The 17,193-nt window shown below is 75.9% G+C and carries 15 protein-coding genes; 7 read left to right on the top strand and 8 right to left on the bottom strand.

Annotated elements, in window-relative coordinates:
- The 4 genes from CPE01_RS16795 to CPE01_RS11625 all read right to left on the bottom strand — a co-directional run.
- Positions 1 to 2,080: sacsin N-terminal ATP-binding-like domain-containing protein (locus CPE01_RS16795; RefSeq protein ID WP_371861998.1), on the bottom strand; the 2,080-nt coding region annotated here is incomplete at its 3' end.
- A complete protein-coding gene (locus CPE01_RS16970; protein ID WP_307723697.1) occupies positions 2,077 to 3,375 on the bottom strand; it encodes a DUF3027 domain-containing protein in 1,299 nt (432 codons plus the stop codon). The genes CPE01_RS16970 and CPE01_RS16795, both read right to left, overlap by 4 nt.
- Before the next feature lie 2 nt (positions 3,376 to 3,377).
- Complete coding sequence (locus CPE01_RS11630; protein ID WP_146806868.1) at positions 3,378 to 3,761, bottom strand: cold-shock protein; 384 nt, start codon at positions 3,759 to 3,761, stop codon at positions 3,378 to 3,380.
- Positions 3,762 to 3,882: 121 nt separating this feature from the next.
- A complete protein-coding gene (locus tag CPE01_RS11625) occupies positions 3,883 to 5,049 on the bottom strand; it encodes a M20 metallopeptidase family protein (protein WP_146806898.1) in 1,167 nt (388 codons plus the stop codon).
- A 217-nt stretch (positions 5,050 to 5,266) separates the two neighbouring features.
- Between CPE01_RS11625 and CPE01_RS11620 the strand changes: the two genes are divergently transcribed.
- Both CPE01_RS11620 and CPE01_RS11615 read left to right on the top strand, forming a co-directional pair.
- Positions 5,267 to 7,783 (top strand): helicase-associated domain-containing protein, encoded by a 2,517-nt coding sequence (locus tag CPE01_RS11620; RefSeq protein ID WP_146806866.1) that lies wholly within the window; start codon positions 5,267 to 5,269, stop codon positions 7,781 to 7,783.
- Positions 7,780 to 9,420 (top strand): DNA repair helicase XPB, encoded by a 1,641-nt coding sequence (locus tag CPE01_RS11615; RefSeq protein WP_146806865.1) that lies wholly within the window; start codon positions 7,780 to 7,782, stop codon positions 9,418 to 9,420. The genes CPE01_RS11620 and CPE01_RS11615 overlap by 4 nt, the downstream gene beginning before the upstream one ends.
- 24 nt (positions 9,421 to 9,444) lie before the next feature.
- Here CPE01_RS11615 and CPE01_RS11610 read toward each other — a convergent pair whose 3' ends face one another.
- Together CPE01_RS11610 and CPE01_RS11605 are read right to left on the bottom strand one after the other, a co-directional pair.
- Positions 9,445 to 9,741 carry a hypothetical protein gene (locus tag CPE01_RS11610; RefSeq protein ID WP_146806863.1) on the bottom strand — a complete coding sequence of 99 codons (297 nt, stop codon included), beginning with the start codon at positions 9,739 to 9,741 and terminating at the stop codon, positions 9,445 to 9,447.
- Between the two features lie 7 nt (positions 9,742 to 9,748).
- Positions 9,749 to 10,480 carry a type 1 glutamine amidotransferase gene (locus CPE01_RS11605; protein ID WP_246783891.1) on the bottom strand — a complete coding sequence of 244 codons (732 nt, stop codon included), beginning with the start codon at positions 10,478 to 10,480 and terminating at the stop codon, positions 9,749 to 9,751.
- A gap of 183 nt (positions 10,481 to 10,663) precedes the next feature.
- Between CPE01_RS11605 and CPE01_RS11600 the strand changes: the two genes are divergently transcribed.
- The 5 genes from CPE01_RS11600 (at position 10,664) to CPE01_RS11580 (ending at position 15,303) form a co-directional block, all read left to right on the top strand.
- A complete protein-coding gene (locus tag CPE01_RS11600; protein ID WP_146806860.1) occupies positions 10,664 to 11,392 on the top strand; it encodes a response regulator transcription factor in 729 nt (242 codons plus the stop codon).
- On the top strand, positions 11,389 to 13,125 hold the full coding sequence (locus CPE01_RS11595) for a sensor histidine kinase (RefSeq protein WP_246783890.1): 1,737 nt from the start codon (positions 11,389 to 11,391) through the stop codon (positions 13,123 to 13,125). Before CPE01_RS11600 ends, CPE01_RS11595 begins: the two co-directional genes overlap by 4 nt.
- 75 nt (positions 13,126 to 13,200) lie before the next feature.
- Positions 13,201 to 14,001, top strand: a complete 801-nt coding sequence (locus tag CPE01_RS11590) for an HD domain-containing protein (protein WP_246783889.1) — start codon at positions 13,201 to 13,203, stop codon at positions 13,999 to 14,001.
- Positions 13,998 to 14,261, top strand: a complete 264-nt coding sequence (locus CPE01_RS11585) for a DUF4031 domain-containing protein (protein WP_146806858.1) — start codon at positions 13,998 to 14,000, stop codon at positions 14,259 to 14,261. The genes CPE01_RS11590 and CPE01_RS11585 overlap by 4 nt, the downstream gene beginning before the upstream one ends.
- A 91-nt stretch (positions 14,262 to 14,352) precedes the next feature.
- A complete protein-coding gene (locus tag CPE01_RS11580) occupies positions 14,353 to 15,303 on the top strand; it encodes an L-lactate dehydrogenase (protein WP_146806856.1) in 951 nt (316 codons plus the stop codon).
- On the opposite strand, the gene CPE01_RS11575 is transcribed toward CPE01_RS11580, so the two are convergent.
- Both CPE01_RS11575 and CPE01_RS11570 read right to left on the bottom strand, forming a co-directional pair.
- Complete coding sequence (locus CPE01_RS11575; protein ID WP_146806854.1) at positions 15,300 to 16,253, bottom strand: energy-coupling factor ABC transporter permease; 954 nt, start codon at positions 16,251 to 16,253, stop codon at positions 15,300 to 15,302. The two genes, CPE01_RS11580 and CPE01_RS11575, sit on opposite strands and share 4 nt — an antisense overlap.
- On the bottom strand, positions 16,232 to 17,044 hold the full coding sequence (locus CPE01_RS11570) for an urease accessory protein UreD (RefSeq protein WP_146806853.1): 813 nt from the start codon (positions 17,042 to 17,044) through the stop codon (positions 16,232 to 16,234). The genes CPE01_RS11575 and CPE01_RS11570 overlap by 22 nt, the downstream gene beginning before the upstream one ends.
- Between the last annotated feature and the right edge of the window lie 149 nt (positions 17,045 to 17,193).

Here is a 17,193-nt window from a genome sequence, read left to right as displayed (position 1 = left end):
CCCGCTCGCCGGTCGCCGCGCCGATCGGCAGGAGCGCGAGCCACTCGCGGACGTCACCGGGCAGCGCCTGCGCGGCGCCGGTAGTCGCCGTCCATCGCGCCGGGTCGCGCGGCGGGAGGGCCGCGGCGACGAGCGTGAGCACGGTCGTCGTGAGGTCGGGTTCGTCGAGCTCGTCGTCCTCGTCCCACGCGAGCACCGCCTGCCGGACGGGCGGGAGCCTCAGCAGCCCCAGGGCGTCCGGCACCTGCGCGCCCAGCCGCTCGAGCAGCGGGTGCGCGGCGCCCGCGTCGATCACGCGCACGCCCCAGCGAGCCAGGGTGCCGACCACCGGCTCGACCGACGACGCGAGCTCGGCGTCCAGCATGACCGTCCCGCGCGGGCCTCGGACCAGGCGACCGTCCGCGAGCAGGACGGGCACGTTCGCGAGCGACTCGAGCCCCGCGGGGTCGGCCGCCGCCAGGGCGTCGAGGGCGTCGTAGAGCGCGGACCAGTCGTCGTCGGCGCCCAGCTGCTCGACCAGGTCCGCGAGCGGGCGCACGTCGACGCCGAGCAGCCGCGCCTGCGCCTCCCGTCCGCCCGGCACGACGACGAGCCCACCGACCGGCCGCCCCAGCACAGCCAGCGCCTCGGCAGGCCCACCCCCGGCGACGGCCACAGCCCTCCGCGGCGCGACCAGCCGGACCTCGGCCCGCCCTTCGCCGTCTCCGTCCCCGACCCGCCCGGACGCCCCACCCGAGTCCCCGGACGAGACCGACCCAAGGGCCACCCCGACACCCGGCCGCCCAGGCTGGAGCGAGCGCTGGGACGCGGCGTCGTCGTCCGACGAACCCTTGGATGCTCCGGCGTCCGGCAGCTCGGGACGGACCCGGTGCTGGGTGGCGGGGGTGAGGATCGGGGCGGTGGCGAGGCGGTCGACGAGGAGGGGGCGCAGGGCCGTCTCGAGGGGGCCGGCCGGCAGGGTCGTCGGGACGAGCACGAGCGGGTCGCGGCCCTCCTGCGCGAGCTGCTCGGCGAGGTGCGCGTACACGTCAGCGGCGTGGCGCAGGAGCTCGTCGGTCAGGCGCCCGGGGGCGACGTGGCGACGCGTCGGGTCGAGCGGGAGCGTCGCGACGAGCAGCGCGGGCAGGTCGAGCGGCTCGTCGGTCGGGGTCGGGGCGTGCACCACGCGCGAGGCCGCGGCGGGCCCCCGCGCGGCGTCGGCGAACGGGTCGGGGGCGCGGTCGGCGGAGGGCACCGCATCCCGCAGCACCGCCCAGGTCACGCGCCACCGGGCCGCGTCGCGCTCCTCGACCGGGCGGTCGGCGAGCAGCTCGCGCGGAACGTCGCCCTGCGCGGTCGCGACGAACCACCGCGAGGTCACGTCGGCCACACGGCGCGGTCCGCCGTCGGACGTCTCGTCCTCGACGACGACCTCGGTCAGACCCGGCAGCGCGAGCAGGAGCGCGTCGTCGACGGCGTGCAGCAGCGCACGCACCTCGTCGGCCGCGACCTCGTCGCGCACGGTGAGCACCACCGCGGTGTCGAAGCCCTCCGGCGGACGCCCCTCGGCGGGGAAGGGCAGACGCAGCGCGGGCAGCGACCCGTCACGCCGCACGACCTCCTGCGCCAGGCCGCGGACCTCGGCGGCGGCGTCCGCGAGCTCCGCGGCGGTGTCCGCGAGCGAGAAGCGCACGGCTCCCGACGTCGAGAGCACGCTGATCTCGTCGGACACCGCTCGCACGGCCGCGAAGCCCACGCCGTACCGGCCGACGACCCCCGCCTGGCCGCGCTTCGCCGAGGCCCGCATCGAGGACAGCGCCGCGACGCCCGTCTCGTCGAGCGGGGTGCCGGTGTTGGCGGCGACGAGCGTCGTGCCCTCGTCGGTGTGCGCGAGCCGCAGCAGGAGCCGACCGGGGACACCGGCACGGACCGCGGCGTCCGCGGCGTTCTGCGCGAGCTCGACGATCACACGGTCGCGGTAGTAGCCGCGCGCATGGTCCTCCTCGACGTTCGCGTCCTCACGCAGACGCGCAGGCGAGGCCCGCCAGGCGGTCAGGGCCGCCGCACGGAGCGCGGCGGTGCCGAACCGGTCCTGCGTCACTGCTCCGCGTCGGGCGAGCCGGTCCCGGCGTCAGCGACGCCCTCGTCGGTCGCGTCGGCAGAGCCGTCACCGTCGGCGTTCGCGTCGGCGACGCCGTCGGGGCTGTCGGCTGCGCGGCCGGCGGTCTCGGCATCGGTCTCGACGACCACGTCGAGGGTGACCACGTCGACGACCGCGTCCGACGTCGCCTCGGCGTCGCCGCTCGCGGCGACGGGCGCCTCCGTGTGGACGTCGACGAGCAGCGCCGGGGCACCGGGCTCGTCGACTGCCGATGCCGCGTCAGCGGGGTCCGCCGCGATGGGCTCCGTGCCGGTCGCGACCTCGTCGCTGAGCGCGTCCGCGTCGGACGTGACGGTCGGCGTCTCGAGCGCGAGCTCGGCCGCGACGGTGGCGGCGTCGGGAGTCTCGGCGACGTCGTCGGCTGGAGCGTCGGACGCGTCGTCGACGCCGGACGGGGGGCGCTCGTCGGCCGACGCCGCAACCTCGTCGGCGGGCTCGACGGCGGCGTCGGTGGACGCACGCGTCTCGTCGGACGACGGGGACGGGGTGACCAGCTCGACGCGCAGCTCGTCGATGAGCGGGTCGGGGCTGGGCCACTCGCTGGGCGCCGGCTCGACGTCCGTCTCGGAGTGCGCGCCGCAGCCGTGGTCGAGGGACACGACCCGGCCGTCGTCGGGCGACCACTCGTTCGCGCAGACACCGAACACCGTGCCGAGCGCGCCCTGCAGCGGGACGAGGAACCCGCACGACCAGCACGCGGCCGCGGACGCGAGCGCGCCGGCGCTCGTCGGGCCGCGCGATCCGCGGTACCAGCGCTCGGCGGCCTCGTCGCGGCCCTGCGGCGACAGGACCCGCACGCGGGCGAGCGCCAGCTCGTCGATCGCGACCTCGTCGAGCTCGGGGTCACCCGTCGGGGTCCACCCGGGCTCGAGGCGCGGGTCGTCGGCGCGGAACGGGAGCACGTCGCCGGGGCCGATGTCCCCCGGGCGCAGGCGCTCGGACCACGGCACCCACGGCTGGCCGAGGATCGCGTCCGGTCCGGGCAGGAGCTCGGCCTCGCAGACCGTGGCGGTGCGGCCGCGCGGCACGCGGGCGACCGTGACGGTCCACTCCCAGCCGCGGTACCCCCGCGACAGGCACGCGAACCGGTGCGAGACGAGCCGCTCACCCTCGACGACGACGCCGAGGTGCTCGCCCACGTCGGAAGGGTCGACGGCGATCTCGATCGCGACCTCACGTGCGAGGTCGACCGCCGAGGTCAGCACGGCGTCCTTGGTCCGCGTGGCGGTGGCCATGGTCAGCCCTCGAGCTCGTCAGCGACGGCACGCAGGGCGGTCGCGTACGCCTTGCCGCGCGCCGGGTCGGGGTAGCGGCCGCGGCGCAGGTCGCCGCCGACCCGGTCGAGGACCTTGATGAGGTCCTCGACGAGCACGACCATCTCGTCGGGCTTGCGACGCTGCGCCTTGGCCACGGACGGGATCGGGTCGAGGAGCTTGACGGACAGCGCCTGCGGCCCGCGCTTGCCGTCGGCGACGCCGAAGTCCACCTTGGTGCCCGGCTTGGGTGCCGTCACGCCGGCAGGCAGCGCCGAGGCGTGCAGGAACACCTCGCCGCCGTCGTCGGCAGCGATGAACCCGAACCCGCGCTCGGTGTCGAACCACTTGACCTTGCCGGTAGGCACGGCGGACCCCTGTCGTGAGTAGTGCTACGTCGGAGCAAGGCTACCGGCCCGCGCACGACCTTTCCGTCCTCGGCGCCGAGCGTCCTGTCTGCTGGAGCTCGTCCCGCCCTCGGCGGCGGGGTCAGCCCTCGGCGATGCGGTCCAGCGCGAGCGCGGCCAGCAGCGAGGCGCTCGTCGCGAGGGCCGAGTCGTCGAACCGCGCGTGCGGCGAGTGGTTGTACGCGGCGGTCGCGGGGTCGGCACCCGGCGTCAGGGCGCTGACGAACACGAACGCACCCGGCACCTCCTGCAGCACGTACGAGAAGTCCTCGCCGCCCGCGAGCGGCGCCGGCATCTCGAACCACGCGTCGCCGCCGAGCAGCTCACGCGTCAGGCGCGCGGTGCGCTCGAGCTCGTGCGGGTCGTTGACCGTGACCGGGTAGCCGCGCTGGTAGTCGACGTCCGCGGTCAGGCCGTGCGCGGCCGCGACGTGCTCGCACACCTCGCGCAGCCGCTCGGGAGCGGCGAGCCACGTGGCCTCGAAGAACGTGCGGACGGTGATCTCGAGCGTCGCGGTCGCGGGGATGACGTTGTTCGCCGTGCCGGCGTGCATCGAGCCGACGGTCACGACGACCGGGTCGAACACGTCGAACCGCCGCGTGACCATGGCCTGCAGCGCGAGGACGATCTCCGCGGCGACGGGCACGGGGTCGAGCGCGCGGTGGGGCGCCGAGCCGTGCCCGCCCGCGCCGCGCACGGTGACGGTCACGGAGTCGGGTGCGGCCATGAGCGTCCCGGGCCGTCCGCCGACCACACCGCCCGGCAGCAGCCCCGACGAGACGTGCACGCCGTACGCGCCGACCACGCGCTGACCCGCGGCGTCGAGCACGCCGTCGCGGATCATCAGCTCGGCGCCGCCGTCGCCCTCCTCACCGGGCTGGAACATGAAGACCACCGACCCGGCGATCTCGTCGCGACGCGCGGCGAGCAGGCGGGCCGCACCGACGAGGCCTGCGACGTGCATGTCGTGCCCGCACGCGTGCATGAGCCCGTCGTGCTCGGAGCTGAACGGCTCGCCGGTCTGCTCGGTCACGGGCAGGGCGTCCATGTCGCCGCGCAGCAGCACCGCAGGTCCGGGGCGCGCGCCGTGGAGCACCGCGACGACCGAGCTCAGCCCGTCGCCGACCGTGACCTCGAGGCCGAGCCCGTCCAAGGCGTCGAGTACGAGCGCCTGCGTCTTGGGCAGGTCGAGCGCGAGCTCGGGCACCTTGTGCAGCTCGTGCCGCAGCGCCGCCAGCTCCGGCAGCATCGCCTGCGCGTCCTCGTACAGCCCGGTCAGCTCGCTCACGTCGTCCTCCTCGCGCGTCCGTCGGGCTGACGTTATCCCTCTTCGCCCGATGCCTCGTGGCCGCAGGTCCCGCAGGTCCCGCAGGCCCCGCAGCTGCCGCAGCCACCACCGTCCCTCGCGGGCTCCGGTGGCCGACCGCCCCGGCGCGCGCGAGCGGGTGCCACGTATCGTGGTGCGGATGTCCACGTTCACCGGGTTCCTGCGGTCGTCGTCCGACGAGCGTCTCGGCGCGCTGCTCGCGCGCCGCCCGGACCTCGCCTCGCCGTCGCCGGGCAACGTCACGTCGCTCGCGGTGCGCGCGACGGGCCGGGCGAGCCTCGAGCGCGCGCTCGCGTCCGTGGACGCCGTGGTGCTGCAGGTCCTCGAGGCCGCGGTCGTGCTCGACGGGGCGACGAGCACGCGGCTGCAGGACGCGGTCGCGGGCGGCCCGCACGACGAGGTCGCGCGCGCGGTCGACGACGCGCTCGCCCTCGCGCTGCTCTACCCCGACACCGACGCGTCGGACGACCACGCCGCCGGGACCGCCGCGTCGGCGGCGGGCGGGGCCCGGCTGCGGGTGGCGCCCGGGCTGGGCGACCTGCTCGACGCGCATCCCGCGGGTCTGGCCGTCGAGGTCGCCGGCCCGCCCGAGCCGGTCACGCTCCCGTCCGACGACGAGCCGCTGGCCGCCCCCGCCCGCGCGGTGCTCGACGCCCTCATGTGGGGGCCGCCCGTGGGCCTGGCCCCCGCGCCGGGCTCGACCGCCGGCGACGCGGTCGCCCTGCTCGTGGCGCGCGGGCTGCTCGTGCGCGGCAGCGGCCGGCACGTCCTGCTGCCCGCCTCGGTCGCGCTCGCGCTGCGGGGCGGCCGCACGCACCGCGAGGTCGCGGCGCCGCCGGACCTCACGGGCTCCCCGCTGCGCGCACCGGCGACGGTCGCCGCGGAGTCGGCGAGCGCGGGCGAGCGGTGTGCGCGGCTCGTCGCTCGGCTCCTGCGCGCGTGGGAGCACGAGCCGCCGGGCGTGCTGCGGGCCGGCGGGCTCGCGGTGCGCGAGCTGCGGCGCACCGCGCAGCTCCTCGAGGTCGACGAGGGGGAGGCGGCGTTCGTCGTCGAGCTCGCGTTCGCGGCGGGGCTGCTGGCACAGGACGACGACGAGCCCGCGACGTTCGTCCCGACGGTCGAGCTCGACTCGTGGCGGGGGCTCGACCTGCCCACGCGGTGGGTCGCGCTCGCGTCCGCGTGGCTGGCGACCACGCGCACGCCGTGGCTCGTGGGGTCGCGTGACGAGCGCGGCTCGTTGATCGCGGCGCTCGACCCCGAGCTGTCCCGGCCGTGGGCGCCGCGGCTGCGCGCCGCGGTGCTGGGGGTGCTCGCACGGGTCCCGGGTCGCGCGCCGAGCGCGCACGAGGTCGTCGGGGCGCTGGGCTGGGCGACGCCGCGCTCGGTGCCGCCGCTGACCGCGGTGGAGTCGGTGCTGACGGAGGCCGCACGCGTCGGCGTGCTGGGCGCGGGTGCGCTCAGCGAGGCGGGCCGAGCGCTGCTCCCCCGCGCGCCCGGGCCTGCCACCGGCGCCGCGACCGGAACCGAGCGGACGATCGCCGCGCACGACCCCGACGCCGCCGCCGAGGCGTTCGCGCAGGGCCTGTCCCCCGAGGTCGGCGACCTGCTGCTGCAGGGCGACCTCACGGGCATCGTGCCCGGCCGCCCGTCGCCCGAGCTCGAGGCGCTGATCGACCGCGCCGCGACGGTCGAGTCCCGCGGCGGCGCGATCACCGTGCGGTTCACGCCCGACTCGGTGCGCCGCGCGCTCGACGAGGGACTGACCGCCGACGACCTGCTCGACACGCTCGCGTCGTTCGGGCGCGGCCCGGTGCCGCAGGGCCTGGAGTACCTGGTGCGGGACGCCGCGCGCCGGCACGGGCGGCTGCGCGCCGGCGCCGCCTCGTCGTACCTGCGCGCCGACGACCCCGCCCTGCTCGCCGGCCTCGCGGAGGACCCGCGCCTGGCCGAGCTCGGCCTGCTCCAGCTCGCTCCGACCGTGCTGGCCGCGCAGGCCTCCACGCACGAGGTGGTCGAGGCGTTGCGCGCGCACGGCCTCGCGCCCGTGGCCGAGACCCCCGACGGGCAGGTGCTGCACCTCGAGCGCACGGTCCGGCGTGCGCGCCGCCGCGGGTCGCGTCGCGCGTTCGCCCCCGTGGCCTCGCGCCAGGTCGACACGGCCGCGCTGGTCCGTCGGCTGCGCGCGTCCGACGAACCGGGCGACGCGCGTCGCCCGGCCTCCCGCAGCGGGACGTCCGACGAGCAGGTCACGTCGGACGCGCAGGTCACGTCCGACGCGCACACGCGCGCGGCCGCGGGCGACGACGCGACCCTCGTCGGGCCGACGAGCAGTGCGGCCGACGCCACCGGCACGGCGACGACCGGCTCGTCGGCGCGTTCGTGGGCCGGTTCCGGAACAGCCGACCCCGTCGACGCGTTGGCACTCCTGCGCGAGGCCGCCGCCGAGCGCGCGAACGTGTGGGTCGAGCTCGTCGGACCCACCGGGCGTCCCGAACGCCGCCTCCTGCGCCCGCTGCGCGTCGAGGGCGGCCGGCTGCGGGCCGCCGACCCCGTCCGCGAGTCGGAGCTGACCGTCGCCGTCCACCGGATCGGCGCGGTGGAGCGCGCCGACGAGCCGGTCGACCAGGCCGCGGACCAGGACCAGGAGGACATGTGACCGGACCGCTCATCGTGCAGAGCGACAAGACGCTGCTGCTCGAGATCGACCACGACCAGGCGGACGCGTGCCGTCGCGCGATCGCCCCGTTCGCCGAGCTCGAGCGCGCGCCGGAGCACGTGCACACGTACCGCCTGACGCCGCTCGGGCTGTGGAACGCGCGCGCCGCGGGGCACGACGCCGAGCAGGTCGTCGACGTGCTGCTCGAGTACAGCCGCTACCCGGTGCCGCACGCGCTGCTGGTGGACGTCGCCGAGACGATGGCGCGCTACGGGCGGCTGCAGCTCGTCCAGGACCCGGTGCACGGGCTCGTCCTGCACGCGCTCGACCCGGCGGTGCTCGCCGAGGTCATGAAGTCCAAGCGCACCGCGGGTCTGCTGGGGACGCGGCTGGACGCGACCGACGTCGTCGTCCACCCGTCCGAGCGCGGCCACCTCAAGCAGGTGCTGCTCAAGCTCGGCTGGCCCGCCGAGGACCTCGCGGGCTACGTCGACGGTGAGGCGCACCCGATCACGCTCGAGGAGGACGGCTGGGCCATGCGGCCCTACCAGCAGCAGGCCGTCGAGGGGTTCTGGCACGGCGGGTCGGGCGTCGTCGTGCTGCCCTGTGGTGCGGGCAAGACGATCGTCGGCGCGGGTGCGATGGCGAAGTCCTCGACGACGACGCTGATCCTCGTCACCAACACCGTCTCGGCCCGGCAGTGGCGTGACGAGCTCGTGCGCCGCACGTCGCTGACCGAGGACGAGATCGGCGAGTACTCCGGTGCCCGCAAGGAGATCCGGCCGGTCACGATCGCGACGTACCAGGTGCTCACCACCAAGCGGAAGGGCGTGTACACGCACCTCGAGCTGCTCGACGCACGCGACTGGGGCCTGGTCCTGTACGACGAGGTGCACCTGCTGCCTGCGCCGATCTTCCGCATGACCGCGGACCTGCAGGCGCGCCGTCGCCTGGGCCTGACCGCGACGCTCGTGCGCGAGGACGGGCGCGAGGACGAGGTCTTCTCGCTGATCGGGCCCAAGCGGTTCGACGCGCCGTGGAAGGACATCGAGGCGCAGGGCTACATCGCGCCCGCCGAGTGCATCGAGGTGCGCCTGACCCTGCCCGACTCCGACCGCATGGCGTACGCGACCGCCGAGCCGGAGGAGAAGTACCGGCTCGCGGCGACCGCGTCGGGCAAGAACCGCGTCGTCGAGCGGCTCGTCGCTCAGCACGAGGGCGAGCCGACGCTCGTGATCGGCCAGTACCTCGACCAGCTCCACGAGCTCGCCGAGCACATCGGCGCGGACCTCATCACGGGCGAGACGACCGTGCGCGAGCGGCAGCGCCTGTTCGACGCGTTCCGCTCGGGGGAGATCACCAAGCTCGTCGTGTCGAAGGTCGCGAACTTCTCGATCGACCTGCCCGAGGCGTCCGTGGCCATCCAGGTCTCGGGCTCGTTCGGGTCACGGCAGGAGGAGGCGCAGCGGCTCGGCCGCATCATGCGCCCCAAGGCGAGCGGGCGGACGGCGCACTTCTACACGGTGGTCGCACGCGACACCGTCGACCAGGACTTCGCCGCCCACCGCCAGCGCTTCCTGGCCGAGCAGGGCTATGCGTACACCATCAAGGACGCCGAGGACCTCGGCGTCGCCTGACCCCGGTGCTCGAGCAGGGGCGGGTCAGGTGGGGCGCAGCGCGTACCAGCGGGCGCCGAAGCGGCGCGTGAGGTGGCGGCCGTCGATCTCCGCGAGCTCGTCGAGGCGGTGCAGGACCGCCCAGCCCGCCCGACGCGCGGACGCGTCGTCGTCGGCCTGGAACCGGACCGTCACGCGCGCGCGGCCGCGGACGACCTCGACGTCGGACGCCTCGACGGTGACGAGCGTGCGCGCGAACGCGACGGTGTCGGGCAGCAGGTCGGGCGCGGACGTGCCGGGCCGCAGCAGCCCGACGTTCGCGCGGACCCGGTAGGACGGCACGCGGCGCTCAGGCCGAGACGCTCGCGCTCTCGCGCACGACGTCGAGGAACGCGCCGGCCAGCACCGCGCCGGTCGCGACGAGCTCGGCCTCCCGCGCGGCGTAGTCGGCCAGGACCGCCTCGACGTCGACCGTGCCGTCCCAGACCGCCCAGTCGCGCAGCGTCGTCGTCGAGGCCTCCGGGTGGAACTGCAGGCCCCACGCCGAGCCCACACGGAACGCCTGGTACGGGTACTGGTTCGACGACGCGAGCCACACGGCACCCGGGGGCAGGTCGACGACCGCGTCGGAGTGCAGGGTCGGCTGCGCGCTGACCTTGCGGTCGCCCGCACCGGGCAGGCCGGCGACGAGCGGTCCGACGAGCGCGTCGGACGCGGCCTCGGGCCGCCACCACAGGTCGACGATCCCCGCTTCGGGCCCCGGGGGCGCGGCGACCTGCACACGCCCGCCGGTCGCGACGGCCAGGAGCTGGGCGCCCAGGCAGACGCCGAGCGTCGGGACGCCGGCGGACGACGCCTGCGCGAGCAGCGAGCGCAGCGCGGGCAGCCAGCCGGCCGCCTCGTCGTCGTAGGCGCTCATGTGCCCACCCAGCACGACGAGCCCGTCGCCGACCTCGCGCAGCTCGGGGACGGCCTCGCCGAGGTCGGCGCGCACGACCGTCAGCTCGACGTCGCTCCACCAGCCGGCGAACCGGTCCAGGGGGACGTCGGCCGAGCTCTGTACCACGGTCACTCGAGTCACGTCCGCCGACGGTACCGGCTGCCGGACGATCGTCCGAAACCCGCTGCTCACGCGGCCGTGACCGCGGCCCTGCGCCGCGTCCGCGGCCCGGTGAGCCGCGGGATCGGGCCCGACCGCCCCCACGCGCGTGAACGTCCAGGCGGTTCCCAGGCATCGCCCAGGGTTGCGCGGCAGGATCGGGACATGAGCACGCACGCGACCGACGCCGAGGCACGTCTGCTCGTCGTGGACGACGAGCCGAACATCCGCGAGCTGCTGGCCACGAGCCTGCGGTTCGCCGGCTTCGAGGTGCACGCGGCGGCGGACGGCGGCTCGGCGCTGCGCATGGCGCGCGACCTCGAGCCGGACCTGCTGGTGCTCGACGTGATGCTCCCCGACATGGACGGGTTCACCGTCACGCGACGCCTGCGCGAGAAGGGCCAGCACATGCCCGTGCTGTTCCTCACCGCGCGCGACGACACGTCGGACAAGGTGCAGGGGCTGACGGTCGGCGGCGACGACTACGTCACCAAGCCGTTCAGCCTCGAGGAGGTCGTCGCGCGGATCCGGGCGATCCTGCGTCGCACGGGCTCGGTCGACGACGACGGCGGCAACGTGCTGCGGTACGCGGACCTCGAGCTCGACGACGACTCGCACGAGGTGCGCCGCGCGGGCCAGGAGATCGACCTGTCCCCCACCGAGTTCAAGCTGCTGCGCTACCTCATGCTCAACGCGGGCCGGGTCCTGTCGAAGACCCAGATCCTCGACCACGTCTGGCAGTACGACTGGGGCGGCGACGCGAACATCGTCGAGTCCTACATCTCGTACCTGCGGCGCAAGGTCGACTCGTTGACCGGCCCGGACGGCGAGAAGCTGCCGCCGCTCATCCACACCAAGCGCGGGGTCGGCTACCTCCTGCGCACGATGTCGTGAGCCCTTCCGACCCGGGTCCGGTCCCGCCGCCGCCGGTCCGACGCCCGTCGGGCCCGCCCGGCAAGCCGGACGAGACCGCGCAGCCGGGCCCGGTCGGCACACGCGCGTCGGACGGCACGGGCCTGTCGGACGGCACCGTCCCGTCGGACGGCACGGGCCCGTCGGACGGCGCCGCCCCGTCGGACGGCACGGTCCCGTCGGGAGGTGCGGGCCTGTCGGGAGGTGTCGCGCGCTGGTGGGGCGGGGTGCCGCTCGTCGGCCGGCTCGTGGGCATCTCGACGGTGCTGCTGCTCGTCGGCCTGGTGCTCGCGGGCGCGACCGCGACCGCGCTCGTGCAGCGCACGCTCGTCGCGCAGGTCGACGACAAGCTCGCGACCGAAGGCGTCCAGCTCGTCACGACGTACCGCTCCCAGGACGACGTCTGGCAGCAGCAGGGCCCGCCGACGGACTACTACGGCGCGGTGGTCCAGCGCGGCGAGGTGCTCACGCTGTTCTCGCCGCGCGCGCAGCTGCTCGCCGAGCGCGGCACCCCCGCCCTGCCGAACCTCACGTACGACGAGGCGCAGGCGCGTGACGGCGAGCCGTTCACCGTCTCGTCCGACCGCGACTCGGCGTGGCGCGTCGTCGCGCTGCCCGCGACGAACCGCTTCACGAGCGAGCAGGTCGCCCTGATGGTCGCCCTGCCGCTGGCGGACGTCGCGGACACCGTCGAGCTCATGACGCTCGTGCTCGTGACGTCGGGCGCGGTGATCCTGCTCGCGGGTGCGTTCGTCAGCCGCTGGGCGGTGCGGCGCTCGCTGCGCCCGCTCACGCACATCGAGCAGACCGCGGCGGCGTTCGCGGCGGGCGACTTCTCGCAGCGCGTGCCGCCCGCACCGGTCTCGACCGAGGTCGGGCGGCTCGGCGCGGCGCTCAACGGCATGCTCGCGCAGATCGAGAAGGCGTTCGCGGCGCGCACGGCCTCCGAGGCTCGCATGCGCCGGTTCGTCGCCGACGCGTCCCACGAGCTGCGCACCCCGCTCGCCGCGATCCGCGGGTACGGCGAGCTGTACCGGATGGGCGCGCTGACGACGAAGGACCAGGTCGACGACACGTTCGGGCGCATCGAGAGCTCGGCGACGCGCATGGGCAGCCTCGTCGAGGACCTGCTGTCGCTCGCGCGGCTCGACGAGCAGCGCCCGATGCGGCGCTCGCCGGTGGATCTCACGGTCGTCGCGGCGGACGCCGTGAGCGACCTGCACGCGCTCGACCCGTCACGCCCCGCGCGGATCGTCCCGCTCGTCCCGGGTACGGTCACGGGTCCGACGATGGTCGACGGCGACGAGGCGCGGCTGCGGCAGGTCGTCGCGAACCTCGTCGGGAACGTCGTGCAGCACACCCCGGCGGGCACACCCGTCGAGATCGCGGTCGGCGTCGCGCGGCAGGAGCCCGAGGCCGACGAGCCCACCACGCCCGGTGCGCCGCCGGCCGGGCGTCGCGTGGGCGTCGTCGAGGTGCGCGACCACGGCTCGGGCATCGACCCCGAGCACGCCGCGCGCGTGTTCGAGCGGTTCTACCGCGTGGACGCCTCGCGTGGGCGGACGTCGGGCGGCGCCGGGCTGGGCATGGCGATCGTCGCCGCGATCGTCACCGCGCACGACGGCCGCGTCGACCTCGCGCAGACCCCGGGCGGCGGGACGACGGTCCGCGTCGAGATCCCCGCCGCGGCCCCGGCCGTCCCACCCGCTGGGTGACGACGAACGCCGGGACGCCGGGCCGGCGGCGCGGGGCTATGCTGACCCGTCCTAGTCGTCGTCATGAGGGTGGTCATGGGCGTCCTCGAAGCGCCTGCCTGGCTGGTGCCCGCATTCGTCCGCAATGTCGTCGGGGCGGGAGCCACGGCGACCCCGCAGGAGATCCGCGCCGTCGCCGAGCGTCTGCTCGAGCGGTGGCTGTCGCCGGGCCGTCATTTCCACAACGTCAAGCACCTCGTCGAGGTGCTCGTGCGCGTCGACGAGCTCGACGCGGAGAGCCACGAGCCGGACCTGGTGCGGCTCGCCGCCTGGTACCACGGCGCGGTGTTCGACTCCGCGGAGCGCAAGGCGTACGCCGCGAAGGGCGGCGAGGACGAGGCCGCGAGCGCGCGCCTCGCGTACGACGAGCTCGTCGGGCTGGGCGTGCCCGAGCACAACGCGATGCGCGTGCACGACCTGGTCACCGCGCTCGTGCGCCACGCGCCGAACCCGAAGGACCCGGACTGCGCAGTCCTGTGCGACGCGGACCTCGCGATGCTCGCGAGCGAACCGCAGCGCTACAAGGCGTACCTGCACGACGTGCGCGCCGAGTACTCGCACGTCCCCGCGGCGGACTACGCCCGGTCGCGGGCACGCATCCTGCGCAAGCTCCTGGCCCGTCCCTCGCTGTTCTCGTCGCCGATGGGCGCGGGCTGGGAGGAGCCGGCACGGCAGAACGTCGAGGCCGAGCTGCAGCGCCTCGAGAAGGAGATCGCGAAGTACGACGCGGAGGCCGCGGCGAGCGCGCTCGTCGCCCCGGACCCCGTGGACACCCCGTCCGACGCCCGGTCCGACGAGGCCGGCGGCGGCGCGCAGAGCAGGCCCGCGAGCTCGTGATCCTCGTCGACCCTCCGCTGTGGCCGCGCCACGAGCGGCTGTGGTCGCACCTCGTGAGCGACTCCTCGCTCGACGAGCTCCACGCGTTCGCGGCCCGTGCGGGCATCCCGCCGCGCGCGTTCGACCTGGACCACTACGACGTGCCCGACGAGCGGTACGACGAGCTCGTCGCGCTGGGCGCCGTCCCGGTGGGCACGCGCGAGCTGGTGCGTCGGCTGCGCGCGAGCGGTCTGCGCGTCCGCGCACGCGACCGTCACTGACGCGGGGCGCCGGCCCGTGCGCCGGCCGCCCGCCCGTCCCGGCGCTCCTGCTCGTCGTGCCCGTCTGCGGGGCCGGGTCTAGCGTGGCCGCATGGCCAGGATCGAGAACTCCCGGCTGACGGTCGTCGGTGCCGGGAGCGTCGGCGTGAGCGTCGCGTACGCCGCGCTCATCCGCGGCTCGGCCCGCACGGTCGCGCTGTACGACATCGACCGCCCGAAGGTCGAGGCCGAGGTGCTCGACCTCGCGCACGGCACGTGGTTCACGGGCGGCAGCGTGGTCGGCGGCGCGGACCCCGACGTCATCGACGGCTCGCACCTCGTCGTCATCACCGCGGGCGCCAAGCAGAAGCCCGGGCAGACCCGGCTCGACCTCGCGGGGACCAACGTGCGCCTGCTCGAGCGACTGCTGCCGATCCTGCTCGAGCACGCACCCGACGCGGTCATCTGCATCGTGACCAACCCGTGCGACGTGCTCACGGTCGCCGCGCAGCAGATCACCGGTCTGCCCTCGTCGCGCGTCTTCTCGTCGGGCACCGTGCTCGACACGTCCCGCCTGCGCCGTCTCGTCGCCGATCGTGCGCTCGTCTCCGCGTCCAGCGTGCACGCCGACATCGTGGGCGAGCACGGGGACACCGGGTTCGCGCTGTGGTCGCAGGCACGCATCGGGACGACGCCCGTGCTCGACTGGGTCTCCCCCGACGGTCACCGGTTCACGCCCGACGAGCTCGACGCGATCACGCAGGACGTGCGCGACGCGGCCTACCGGATCATCGACGGCAAGGGTGCGACGAACCTCGCGATCGGGCTCGCGTGCGCGCGGATCGTCGAGGCGATCCTCGGCGACCAGCACGCCGTCCTCCCGGTCAGCACGGTGCACGACGGCCTGCACCGGCTGCACGGCGTCGCGCTGTCGGTGCCGAGCGTCGTCGGTGCGGGCGGGGTGCAGTACGTGCCGGAGGTGTCGACCACCCCCGTCGAGGAGGACCAGCTGCAGCACTCGGCCCAGACCCTCCTGGCCACCCAGCACGCCCTGGGCTTCTAGCTCACCGGACCGCCCCGGGGGACGGTCGAGGCGCGGCGCAGGCCGAGCGCGACGAGGACCGCGACCGCGACGACGCCCGCGAGGCCCGCCACACCGCCGGGGACACCGGTGACCGCGCCGTAGTCGGCGAGCGGGGTCTCGACGAGCGCGGCACCGAACGAGTCGACGAAGCCGACGCGCTGCGCCGCCCATTCCAGGCCGTCCGGCGTCCCGACCGCCAGCGCGGACAGGCCCCCGGCGGTGACGACGGACGCGACGCCCAGCGCGAGCACACCGCGGCGCACGGCCGTGCGCGCACGCGGGCGGGCGTCGAGGGCGACGAGCCCCGGGGCGAGCCCGGCGACGGCTGCGACCACCACGCCCGTGACCAGCGCCTCGCCGAGTCCGATCGCGGCGTGGACGCCGAGCATCGCGGCGGTCACGGCGCCGATCCCGACGTCGGCCGTGCCGCCCACGGCGTACAGGCCGACGAACGCGAGCGCCGCGGCCGGGACCGACGCGAGCGCCCCGCCCGCCGCGGCGAGAGCGACACGCCCGACGTCCGGCACGCGCGCGGCGAGCCGCGCGACGAGGCGCTGCACTGACCAGCCGACGAGCGTCCCGACGCCCGCCATGAGCAGCGCGTTCACGCCGAGCGCGGTGATGCCGCCGTCGGCGAACAGCACGGCCTGCACGACGAGCACGGCGGTCACCGCGAGCGCCCCGAGCCACGGCCCGACGAGCGCCGCCGCGAGCGCCGCGCCGATGAGATGCCCGCTCGTGCCGGGCGCGACCGGGTAGTTCACCATCTGCGCCGCGAACACGAACCCCGACGCGACGGCGGTCAGCGCGACCTGCTCGCGCGTGGCGTCGGCGCGGACGCGGCGGACGGCGTGGGTGAGCACGGCACCCGCGACCATGGCGGTCGCGATGCTCGTGCCGGGGTCGATCACGTGGTCGGGGACATGCATGGCGTGCTCCTGTCGTCGTCGCCGGTCGTGCCGGTGGGCTGGTCGGGGTCACAGGGGTGGTCGTCGGGTTCGGGAGTCGCGGGGCGGGCGCGCAGCACGGGGCGCCAGGTGTCGACGAGCGCGCCCGCGTCCGCGACGTGGGCGGCGGTGCCGACCGCGCGGGCCAGCGCGCCCGGGCCGTGCAGGTCGAGCACGACGACGCCGCGCGGCTCGTCGGCGGCAGGAGGGCGGGCCCCTGCGAGCAGGACCGAGTCCACGACGCGCGCATCGCCCAGCACGCCGGGGACGGCGTGCCCGCCCGTGAGGTCGAGCTCCTCGACGAGCAGGTCACGACCGGAGACGACCGCCCGGGTCGCGGACCGCAGCAGCCCGCCGCGCTGACCGTCGCGCCCGAGCACGAGCGTCTCGCGCAGCAGCGCCGCACCCTCGTCGTGCACGTGCAGGCTCGTCGTGCGTGTGACGTCCGCGCCGTCCGAGACGACGAACGGCAGCGCGTCCCACAGGAGCGACGCACCACGCCCGACGCGCACGTCCGCGCTCCACGACGAGGCCAGACCGCGCCCGTGGTACGCCACGGTGCCCGACGTCTCGACGAGCTCGACCGCCACGCCGTCGCCCACGCGCACCTCGACGCGCACGTGGTCGCCGCCGAGCAGCAGCGCGCCGGTCGCGACGAGCGCGATGCGCACCCGGTCGCCGGACTGCTCGAGCACGCGCGGCGCCAGGTGCCCGGCGCGCAGCACGCACCGCACCCGGCGACCGGCCCGCGCGACCTCGACGACCGTCCTCACCCCGCCACCACCGCACGCCTGCGCCGGTTCGTCGCTCCGGCAGCGCTTCGTCGTCGCGAAGCGACGACCCGACGCACGGCCGACGAACCGCCTCGCACGGCCGACGAAGCGGCGAGGCGGGCGGCCTCGGCGGGGGGCGCGCTGCGGGC

It is taken from the genome of Cellulomonas persica, from assembly GCF_007989825.1.
GTDB lineage: Bacteria > Actinomycetota > Actinomycetes > Actinomycetales > Cellulomonadaceae > Cellulomonas > Cellulomonas persica.
The sequence above is the reverse complement of the archived record's forward strand: the minus strand, read 5'-3'. Positions and strand labels throughout refer to the sequence as shown.

Excerpts from the sequence above, each read along its gene's own strand:
- CPE01_RS11590 (WP_246783889.1), top strand. The coding sequence starts at position 13,201 with ATGGGCGTCCTCGAAGCGCCTGCCTGGCTGGTGCCCGCATTCGTCCGC.
- CPE01_RS11600 (WP_146806860.1), top strand. The coding sequence starts at position 10,664 with ATGAGCACGCACGCGACCGACGCCGAGGCACGTCTGCTCGTCGTGGAC.
- CPE01_RS16970 (WP_307723697.1), bottom strand. The coding sequence starts at position 3,375 with ATGGCCACCGCCACGCGGACCAAGGACGCCGTGCTGACCTCGGCGGTC.
- CPE01_RS11580 (WP_146806856.1), top strand. The coding sequence starts at position 14,353 with ATGGCCAGGATCGAGAACTCCCGGCTGACGGTCGTCGGTGCCGGGAGC.
- CPE01_RS11575 (WP_146806854.1), bottom strand. The coding sequence starts at position 16,253 with ATGCATGTCCCCGACCACGTGATCGACCCCGGCACGAGCATCGCGACC.
- CPE01_RS11625 (WP_146806898.1), bottom strand. The coding sequence starts at position 5,049 with ATGCTGCCGGAGCTGGCGGCGCTGCGGCACGAGCTGCACAAGGTGCCC.
- CPE01_RS11620 (WP_146806866.1), top strand. The coding sequence starts at position 5,267 with ATGTCCACGTTCACCGGGTTCCTGCGGTCGTCGTCCGACGAGCGTCTC.